At 40.2% G+C, this 9,534-nt stretch carries 10 protein-coding genes; all 10 read left to right on the plus strand.

Going from position 1 to position 9,534, the window contains the following annotated elements; genetic code table 11:
• Positions 1-670: 670 nt before the first annotated feature.
• Positions 671-1,435 carry a type III pantothenate kinase gene (locus JOC77_RS20865; RefSeq protein ID WP_204548505.1) on the plus strand — a complete coding sequence of 255 codons (765 nt, stop codon included), beginning with the start codon at positions 671-673 and terminating at the stop codon, positions 1,433-1,435.
• Positions 1,436-1,470: 35 nt separating this feature from the next.
• Complete coding sequence (hslO, locus tag JOC77_RS20870) at positions 1,471-2,349, plus strand: Hsp33 family molecular chaperone HslO (protein WP_204548507.1); 879 nt, start codon at positions 1,471-1,473, stop codon at positions 2,347-2,349.
• A 21-nt stretch (positions 2,350-2,370) separates the two neighbouring features.
• Positions 2,371-3,261 (plus strand): peptidyl-prolyl cis-trans isomerase, encoded by an 891-nt coding sequence (locus JOC77_RS20875; protein ID WP_204548508.1) that lies wholly within the window; start codon positions 2,371-2,373, stop codon positions 3,259-3,261.
• A 199-nt stretch (positions 3,262-3,460) separates the two neighbouring features.
• The gene (gene cysK, locus JOC77_RS20880; protein WP_204548512.1) at positions 3,461-4,390 is read left to right on the plus strand and encodes a cysteine synthase A; all 930 of its coding nucleotides are present in this window, start codon (positions 3,461-3,463) and stop codon (positions 4,388-4,390) included.
• Between the two features lie 148 nt (positions 4,391-4,538).
• On the plus strand, positions 4,539-5,372 hold the full coding sequence (gene folP / locus JOC77_RS20885) for a dihydropteroate synthase (RefSeq protein ID WP_204548515.1): 834 nt from the start codon (positions 4,539-4,541) through the stop codon (positions 5,370-5,372).
• Positions 5,365-5,730, plus strand: coding sequence for a dihydroneopterin aldolase (gene folB, locus JOC77_RS20890; protein ID WP_204548518.1), 366 nt, complete (start codon positions 5,365-5,367; stop codon positions 5,728-5,730). The genes folP and folB overlap by 8 nt, the downstream gene beginning before the upstream one ends.
• Positions 5,730-6,257 carry a 2-amino-4-hydroxy-6-hydroxymethyldihydropteridine diphosphokinase gene (gene folK, locus JOC77_RS20895; RefSeq protein ID WP_204548521.1) on the plus strand — a complete coding sequence of 176 codons (528 nt, stop codon included), beginning with the start codon at positions 5,730-5,732 and terminating at the stop codon, positions 6,255-6,257. Before folB ends, folK begins: the two co-directional genes overlap by 1 nt.
• Positions 6,209-6,415, plus strand: a complete 207-nt coding sequence (locus JOC77_RS20900) for a helix-turn-helix domain-containing protein (protein WP_204548524.1) — start codon at positions 6,209-6,211, stop codon at positions 6,413-6,415. Before folK ends, JOC77_RS20900 begins: the two co-directional genes overlap by 49 nt.
• A gap of 45 nt (positions 6,416-6,460) precedes the next feature.
• Positions 6,461-7,459, plus strand: coding sequence for a tRNA dihydrouridine synthase DusB (gene dusB, locus JOC77_RS20905; protein WP_204548539.1), 999 nt, complete (start codon positions 6,461-6,463; stop codon positions 7,457-7,459).
• Between the two features lie 188 nt (positions 7,460-7,647).
• A complete protein-coding gene (gene lysS, locus JOC77_RS20910; RefSeq protein ID WP_204548542.1) occupies positions 7,648-9,132 on the plus strand; it encodes a lysine--tRNA ligase in 1,485 nt (494 codons plus the stop codon).
• Positions 9,133-9,534 lie beyond the last annotated feature (402 nt).

Here is a 9,534-nt window from a genome sequence, read left to right on the forward strand (position 1 = left end):
GGATTAAATAAAATGACCCCGGTACAATACCGGGATCATTTATTAGCAGCATAGGGCCTTTTTATTAAACTGTCCATTTTAGGGGTTACAGTTCATTCCTGGGGTGCCCTTTTTTATTAGCTTGTTACTTGGTGGAGGGTTTTGTGCTGTCTAGCTCCAAGCTTTGACCCTCGAGACATAAGTCAATCAGTCCATAAGAAGAAAAAGCATTTCTCACGGCCTGCTCGTCTTATGATTGTCGGCTGCCTGCGTAACCTATATGGTTGTAATATCTTTTGCTGTCTTTCAGTTTTCAAATAGTCAGGGGCGAGCAGGCACCGCTTTCCGCTTTTCCTATTTTCTAGCTGCGAACTGACAACTTCGGTCAAAAGCCTATCTACATCAAAGGCAAGAGCAGCCTTTACGCCGCTTTTCTTATGCCATTCTGGTGTCTGCCTTTCTTATAGTTTTGGCCTTCTAATAAAAAATTTTTGAAATGTAATTATGATTCAATATACACTCTCTTAGAAAGGCAGCGTTCTCCGCTTTTCTAAGTATCCTTCAATCGATTAATTATGATATGATGTGGAAGGATAAGAGTAATCCATCGTATGAACAGATGCATTGCTTTAAGTCGATGCCGGCAGTTCGTGCTGGCTGCATTTTATATTTACTAAAGTGGTGAAATAATATGATCTTTGTATTGGATGTAGGCAACACAAATATAGTGTTAGGTGTATATGAGGGAGATTCCTTACTACACCATTGGAGAATAGAAACGAACCGGCACAAGACGGAAGATGAATACGGTATGGTCATTAAAGGACTCCTTCAGCATGTGGGCCTTACTTTTAAAGATTTTGACGGCATCATCATTTCTTCTGTTGTCCCTCCGATCATGTTTTCCTTAGAGGGTATGTGCCAGAAGTATTTTGAAATTAAACCTCTTGTAGTAGGACCGGGAATAAAAACGGGCTTAAATATCAAATATGATAATCCCCGTGAAGTCGGAGCCGACCGAATTGTTAATGCTGTGGCAGGAATTCATGAATATGGAAGCCCATTAATTATTGTCGATTTCGGAACTGCAACCACTTATTGCTATATTAATGAGGACAAGCAATATATGGGGGGAGCAATAGCCCCTGGTATCGGGATTTCAACAGAAGCATTATATTCAAAAGCAGCAAAATTACCGAGAATAGAAATCGCGCGTCCAGATGATATTATAGGGAAAAATACTGTAGCAGCTATGCAGGCAGGGATTTTATTCGGATATGTCGGGCAGGTTGAAGGAATTGTGAAACGCATGAAGGAGCATAGTGAGTCTGTGCCAAAAGTTGTTGCAACCGGAGGTCTTGCTAAACTTATTTCTAAGGAATCTCCTATTATTGATATAGTGGATCCTTTCCTAACTTTGAAGGGTTTAAAATTAATTTATAAAAGAAATATATAACAGATTTGTATACGCATCAGGAAGGCGGTTTTTAAATGTCGGATTATTTAGTCAAAGCATTAGGTTTTAATGGACAGGTAAGGGCCTATGCTGTTTGTTCAACAGATACAGTTGGAGAAGGACAGAGACGCCATGGAACGTGGCCGACGGCTTCTGCTGCATTAGGAAGGACCATGACGGCTGGTGTTATGATGGGAGCCATGCTTAAAGGCGATGAGAAACTAACTGTAAAAGTAGAAGGCGGGGGCCCAATAGGCCCTATATTGGTCGACAGCAATGCTAAAGGCGAGGTTAGAGGGTATGTTACTCACCCGCAGGTTCACTTTGATCTAAATGAACATGGAAAGTTAGATGTAAGGCGTGCAGTTGGTACTGAGGGTACACTGACGGTTGTTAAGGATATAGGGATGCGGGATCACTTTACCGGACAAGTTCCTATTGTATCAGGAGAGCTGGGTGATGATTTCACCTATTATTTCGCATCTTCTGAACAGGTTCCTTCCTCTGTTGGAGTTGGAGTTCTGGTTAATCCTGACAACTCCATTTTAGCTGCAGGCGGATTTATTTTGCAGCTCCTTCCAGGTGCAGATGAAGAGACCATTTCACAGCTGGAAGCAAGGCTTAAATCCATCGCCCCCATCTCTAAACTGATTCAGCAAGGATTGTCGCCTGAAGAGATTTTAGAGCAATTAATGGGAGAAGGAAATGTTAAGGTCCTTGAAAAGATGCCAATTCAATTCAAGTGTCAATGCTCAAAAGAACGGATCGCCAGTGCATTAATCAGTTTAGGCTCCGTGGAAATTGAAGATATCATTAAGACTGATGGCGAAGCCGAAGCACAATGCCATTTCTGTAACGAAAAGTACCACTTCACAAAAGAAGAGCTTGAAGAATTAAAATTAGAAGCAAAATAACTTTTTTGGGGGAAGAAAAAGTTGTCGAGTAAGCAGCTCTGGACGATTATTACCGGCCTGATTTTGTGTAATATTATAACCATTCTTTTTTTCGCTGTAAGACCATTTAATGCCCTCCATTCCACAAAAGCCGAATCAGAAGAAGTGGCCTCTATAGGAGACACAAAAATCAATCGGCAGCAATGGCAGTCAAAATTGGAATCGCGTTATGGTAAAGAAGTTTTAGAAGAAATGGTGGACGAAGAAGTTATTAACCAAGCTGCAAAGAAATATAAAGTTTCCGTGTCAGACAAGGATGTTAACCGGGAAATTGCCCTTATGAAAACGATGTATGGTTCTTATGACTCGAAAGAGACGACTGACAAACAATTAAAACAGCAAGTTAGGGCAAATTTGCTGCTTGGGGAACTTTTAACAAAAGATGCGGTAATCTCTGATGAAGCAATTGAGCGGTATTATGAAGATAATAGAGAATCTTTTGACGTCCCAGATACTTACCATCTTTCTCATATTCTGGTGAAAACGAAAAAAGAAGCGGTAAAGGCAGCTAGTGAATTGAAGAATGGGGCCAATTTCTCAACGCTTGCTATGGAGAAATCAATCGATGAATTTAGTGCTAATCAGGGTGGAGACCTTGGATTCATTTCTATGGAAAACGATAGGATTCCGGAGTCCTATCTGACAACCGCAAGTCATCTTAAAGTAAAACAATGGAGTGCCCCGCTGAAGGCGGATAAAGGTTATGCTGTTATCTATCTCCATGAAAAGGTAACAGGAAAGAAATATGGATTGAAAGAAGTAAAAAGCCAGATCAGGCGCCAGTTAGCTTTAGAACAGATGGATAGAGGGGTATCATCCAAGGTATTTTGGAATGAACTTGACGTTGAGTGGCTTTATGGCCATAAGAAATAAATTAAAAAAGCACAAAAATTCTGGAGCACTATACATGAATTTTTGTGTTTTTTTATGCAATCAGTTCATTTTCTTTAAATGGAGCACATAACATTTAATAGGTTCTCCTAAAAGTTAAAATATTTGACAATTCTAAGAATTCGAGTTAAATTTTTTATAAAACCAATAAAGTTACTTGGTATTAAAAGGTGGAGAAAAAATGTCACGTATAGCAAATTCAGTAGCCGATTTAGTTGGGCAAACCCCGATTGTTAAATTAAACAGGATTGTAGATCAGGACATCGCAGAGGTTTATCTTAAGTTAGAGTATATGAATCCGGGCAGCAGTGTTAAAGATCGAATTGCTCTGGCTATGATTGAAGCAGCAGAGGAAAGCGGGCAGTTAAAATCTGGAGATACGCTAATTGAGCCAACAAGCGGAAATACAGGAATAGGCCTTGCCATGATCGCCGCTGCTAAAGGATACCGCTCTATTTTGGTTATGCCAGAAACCATGAGCCTTGAGCGGCGAAACCTTCTGCGCGCTTATGGCGCAGAATTAGTATTAACTCCGGGACCTGAAGGAATGGGTGGAGCTATCAGAAAGGCAGAGGAGTTAGCTAAGGAACATGGCTATTTCGTACCTCAGCAATTTAAAAATGAAGCTAACCCAGAAGTTCACCGCAATACAACCGGTAAAGAAATTGTTTCCCAGATGGGTGAGCAATTAGATGCATTTATATCCGGAATAGGTACGGGCGGTACGATTACCGGCGCAGGAGATGTTTTAAGAGAAAATTATCCTGGAATTCAGATTGTGGCAGTAGAGCCAGCTGATTCTCCGATTTTATCAGGAGGAAAGCCTGGCCCGCATAAAATACAAGGAATAGGTGCTGGGTTCGTGCCAGATATTCTGAATACTGATATTTATGATCAAATCATTCAGGTGAATACAGAGGATGCATTTGAATATGCACGCCGCGCTGCGAGAGAAGAAGGGATTCTTGGAGGTATATCTTCAGGAGCTGCGATTTATGCAGCAATTGAGACAGCTAAAAAGCTTGGAAAAGGTAAAAAAGTACTTGCGATTATTCCAAGTAACGGAGAAAGATACTTAAGTACTGCTCTTTATCAATTCGAACAAGAATAATACTCAAAGAAGACAACAGAACCCGGCTTACATGCCGGGTTTTTTTTATTCAGCTATAATTTGTAGTAATATAAAAAAGGATTATCGAATTTATTCTTGAATTGCTGCAGCCGGTTATAAGCGGCTGCTCAGGGGACGGAGGCAAGATATGAAACACATGATTAAATGCGGCCCTTATACTCTAGACTATGGGCAGAAAACAATTGTAATGGGAATATTGAATGCCACTCCAGACTCTTTTTCTGATGGCGGTCATTATAATTCCATTGATCATGCTTTATACCATGCAGAACAAATGATCAAAGACGGTGCAGACATTATCGATATTGGAGGAGAATCGACTCGTCCGGGCTATGAAATGATTTCAGAGGAAGAAGAGGCAGAGCGAGTGGTTCCTGTGATAGAGGCCATTTCGAGCCGTCTTGAGATCCCGATTTCTATTGATACCTATAAAGCAGCAGTCGCTAAGGATGCTATCGATGCTGGCGCCCATATTATTAATGACATCTGGGGAGGAAAAGCGGATAAAAATATGGCAGATCTAGCATCTGGAACAAGTGTTCCGATTGTCTTGATGCATAACAGGCAAGATAGAAACTATCGTTTTTTTATCAGAGATGTGCTGCAGGATCTTTATGAAAGCATTCAACTAATGAAGAATGCAGGAGTTAAGGATGAACAAATTATACTGGATCCTGGAATCGGTTTTGCGAAGGATTATGATTTAAATTTGGAAATGATGAGAAACCTCCATATAATCACTTCCTTAGGTTTCCCCGTTTTGCTTGGAACATCGCGGAAAGGCTTTATAGGCCAGACTCTTGATCTTCCGCCGGAACAAAGAATCGAAGGAACGGGTGCAACCGTATGCTACGGAATTCAGCAAGGCTGCCAGTTAATCAGGGTTCATGATGTTAAAGAAATGGCAAGAATGGCTAAGATGATGGATGCAATGTTGCAGAAGGGGAACAGAAATGGATAAAATTTATGTAAAGGGAATGGAATTCTACGGCTATCATGGTGTGTTTGCAGAGGAAACACGCTTAGGCCAAAGATTTAGAGTGGACTTGACAGTAGAAGCAGATTTATCTCAGGCAGGCAAGAGCGATAACCTGAATGATTCAATTAGCTATGCAGAACTTTTTACAATGACTAAAGAAGTTGTAGAAGGCACGCCATTTAAGCTTATAGAAGCGGTAGCAGAAAAAGTTGCTGAGAATATTCTTCTTGCTTATACAAACATAGATAATTGCACGGTTAAAGTGATTAAACCAGACCCGCCAATTCCGGGACATTATGAATATGTAGGTGTTGAAATAACAAGAGGCAGGCCGGTTTAATGGAATATACGGCGTATTTATCATTAGGCACAAATATGGGAGATAGAGAAAATTATTTAAGAGATGCAGTTCTTCTTCTCCAGAACGACTCTCAACTAAGCATCACATCGGTATCTTCCATATATGAAACCGATCCAGTAGGTTATGTAGAACAAGAGCGGTTTTTAAATATCGTTTTAGAGGTAAAAACCGCCAAAAATGCAAACGAATTACTCCATAAATGCCAGCAGATTGAGCTTCAACTTGGAAGAAAGAGGGAAATTAGATGGGGTCCCCGGACAATAGACCTTGACATTTTGCTCTATAATCATGAAAATATTGAAACAGAGAGTCTTTCTATTCCTCATCCTCGGATGCATGAGAGAGCATTTGTCCTCGTCCCGCTTATAGAGATAAATCCAGGTCTCAGTCTTCCAAAGATAGACAAGCCATTGTCAGAAATTCTAGAAGCTATTCCTGATAAAGAGGGAGTTCGATTATGGAAGCGGAAAAATGGGGAAGGCGTATTCGCGCTTTTCGAAAACTGAAAGGCTATACTCAGGAAGAATTTGCGAGAGAAATCGGTGTTTCTGTTTCATTGCTTGGTGAGGTCGAAAGAGGCAGCCGTATGCCCTCCGAATCATTCCTACTGAAAATATCCGAAAAGCTAAGTATAACTTTAGATGAACTAAGCCCGCCAGAGTAACTGGCAGATCGTATATATAGGTCAAATTAACAGAGGAGGTTCATCATGTTAAAGATAGGTAATGTTGAAATGAAGAATCCAGTCGTTCTTGCGCCTATGGCCGGTATCTGCAACTCTGCTTTCCGATTGACCGTTAAGGAATTCGGTGCTGGACTTGTGTGTGCCGAAATGATCAGTGACAAGGGTATTGTCTTCAAAAATGAAAAAACAATGAATATGCTGTACATTGATGACCGTGAATTGCCTTTAAGCCTTCAAATCTTCGGAGGAGAAAGAAAAACTTTGGTAGAGGCAGCGCAGTTTGTAGATAAAAATACAAACGCTAGTATTATTGACATTAATATGGGCTGTCCTGTACCAAAGATTACAAAGTGTGATGCTGGAGCAAAATGGCTTCTTGATCCAGATAAAATTTATGAAATGGTTTCAGCAGTTGTAGATGCTGTAGACAAGCCTGTTACAGTTAAAATGCGAATGGGCTGGGATGAAGAGCATATTTATGCTGTCAGAAACGCACAAGCAGTAGAGAGAGCAGGCGGAAGTGCTGTATCCCTGCATGGGAGAACCCGTGTGCAAATGTACGAAGGAAAAGCAAACTGGGATATCATCCGCGAAGTTAAACAATCCGTTAATATTCCTATTATCGGTAACGGCGATGTCCAAACACCGCTCGATGCGGAACGGATGCTCAAAGAAACTTGTGTTGACGGTGTTATGATTGGACGTGCAGCACTTGGAAACCCATGGATGATTTATCAAACTGTTAAATACCTTGAAACAGGCGAACTTATGGGTGAACCAACTGCAAGAGAAAAGATTGACGTATGCGTTCTTCACTTAGACCGCCTAATTAATCTAAAAAACGAATATGTGGCAGTCAGAGAAATGAGAAAGCACGCAGCCTGGTATTTAAAAGGCATCAGCGGCAATGCAAAAGTGCGGAATCATATCAATGAATGTGAGACAAGAGAAGTTCTTGTAAAACTTCTGTATAGCCTTGTTGAAGATATCGAGGCTAGAGAAGCTGTTTCTCAGCTTGCATAATTGACAATAACCATTAATTTTCCTATAATACCCATTAACAAACACTGCCAGATATTCTGGCAGTTTTTGTATTTTACTTTTCTTACATAAATTGCTGATTCATCTGATTGCTTTGTGTAAAATAAATGTTATTCAATCGATTTATACATTCTATATATAAACGATATAAAAGAGATGGAGTGAGTATAGTGAGTCAGGAAGAATTAAACGACCAGCTGATTGTCCGGCGCGAAAAAATGCAAAATATGCTCGAGAGCGGGAACGACCCATTTGGCAAGCGATATGAGCGTACACACCTTTCTGAAGAAATCGTTTCTGTTTATCAAGATATAAGTAAAGAAGACTTAGATGAACAAAACATAGAAGTGACGATTGCTGGTCGAATTATGACTAAGCGGGGGAAAGGTAAAGCGGGTTTTGCTCATTTACAGGATTTAACCGGACAAATTCAAATTTATGTCCGCCAGGATGCTGTAGGAGAAGAGCAGTATGAAATCTTTAACTCTGTAGACTTAGGAGATATTGTCGGCATAACAGGGACAATTTTCAAAACTAAAGTGGGGGAGCTTTCCATTAAAGCAAATGATCTTGTTTTCCTAACCAAGGCCCTTCGCCCTCTTCCTGATAAGTTCCATGGCCTAAAAGATGTTGAGGAACGTTACCGTAAGCGTTATGTAGATTTAATGACTAACCCGGACAGCAAAAAGACTTTTATCCTGCGCAGTAAAATTATTCAATCGATGCGCAGATACCTGGACAGCCATGGGTACCTTGAAGTAGAAACGCCAATGATGCATTCCATTGCAGGAGGAGCATCTGCCCGGCCGTTCATTACTCACCATAATGCATTGGATATGGAACTGTTTATGCGTATTGCTATAGAATTACATCTAAAACGTCTAATTGTAGGCGGATTAGAAAAGGTTTATGAGATTGGGCGTGTATTTAGAAACGAAGGTGTATCCACTCGTCATAATCCAGAGTTCACTATGATCGAGCTGTATGAAGCCTACGCTGATTACCGAGACATCATGAGCTTAACTGAGAATCTAATTGCACATATAGCACAGGAAGTGCTGGGTACAACTACTGTTCAGTATGGAGAATATGAAGTAGATTTAAAGCCTGAGTGGACAAGGCTTCATATGGTCGATGCTATTAAACAATATACTGGCGTAGATTTCTGGAAAGAAATGAGCAGTGAAGAAGCAAAAGCTCTGGCGAAAGAGCACGGAGTAGAGATTAAAGAAACAATGGAATTCGGACATGTGGTTAATGAATTCTTTGAGCAAAAAGTGGAAGATAAGCTGATTCAGCCTACGTTTATTTTTGGACACCCAGTAGAGATTTCTCCGCTGGCAAAGAAAAACGAGGAAGATCCGCGCTTCACGGACCGTTTTGAGTTATTCATTGTGGCACGTGAACATGCTAATGCATTTACAGAGCTAAATGATCCTATCGATCAGCGTCAGCGTTTTGAAGCCCAATTAAAAGAGCGTGAACAAGGAAATGATGAGGCTCACGAAATGGACGACGATTTTATAGAGGCTCTTGAATACGGAATGCCGCCTACAGGAGGACTTGGCATAGGGATCGACCGATTGGTGATGCTTCTTACAAATTCACCGTCAATCCGCGATGTATTGTTATTCCCGTTAATGAGGCACAGATAACATCCTGAACACCTTTCCCATGCGGGAGGGTGTTTTTTCTTTTCATTATATTAACAAAACAACTTCAAGAATGGACAATAGAGTGTTAGCATTAAAAAGCCAAATTTTTAGAATAAACGTTCTTTTATATCAAGCGAAAACTTTAAAAAAGCTATTGCGGAGTTTGAAATATGGTGTTATATTTATATCTGTCGTTAAGAACGAAACAAACTTAACAAACGAAAAAGAGAATAATACTTAAAAAAGTGTTGACTCTTTATTGGTAAAATGATAATGTTAATAAGCTGCTTAGACAGCGAATAAATATTGCTCTTTGAAAACTGAACGAAACAAGACGCCAAGCGTATTTTTCTTTCGAGAAAATACAAAACAAGTTTTAAACTTTTAAGAGCTATATCAAAC

The sequence above is a fragment of the Peribacillus deserti genome, from assembly GCF_016909175.1.
GTDB classification, from domain to species: Bacteria; Bacillota; Bacilli; order Bacillales; family DSM-1321; genus Paraperibacillus; species Paraperibacillus deserti.

What these genes read in the sequence shown, in the direction of transcription:
- folB (WP_204548518.1), top strand. Translation starts at nt 5,365, where the DNA reads ATGGATAAAATTTATGTAAAGGGAATGGAATTCTACGGCTATCATGGT.
- hslO (WP_204548507.1), top strand. Translation starts at nt 1,471, where the DNA reads ATGTCGGATTATTTAGTCAAAGCATTAGGTTTTAATGGACAGGTAAGG.
- JOC77_RS20865 (WP_204548505.1), top strand. Translation starts at nt 671, where the DNA reads ATGATCTTTGTATTGGATGTAGGCAACACAAATATAGTGTTAGGTGTA.
- folP (WP_204548515.1), top strand. Translation starts at nt 4,539, where the DNA reads ATGAAACACATGATTAAATGCGGCCCTTATACTCTAGACTATGGGCAG.
- dusB (WP_204548539.1), top strand. Translation starts at nt 6,461, where the DNA reads ATGTTAAAGATAGGTAATGTTGAAATGAAGAATCCAGTCGTTCTTGCG.
- JOC77_RS20900 (WP_204548524.1), top strand. Translation starts at nt 6,209, where the DNA reads ATGGAAGCGGAAAAATGGGGAAGGCGTATTCGCGCTTTTCGAAAACTG.
- folK (WP_204548521.1), top strand. Translation starts at nt 5,730, where the DNA reads ATGGAATATACGGCGTATTTATCATTAGGCACAAATATGGGAGATAGA.
- cysK (WP_204548512.1), top strand. Translation starts at nt 3,461, where the DNA reads ATGTCACGTATAGCAAATTCAGTAGCCGATTTAGTTGGGCAAACCCCG.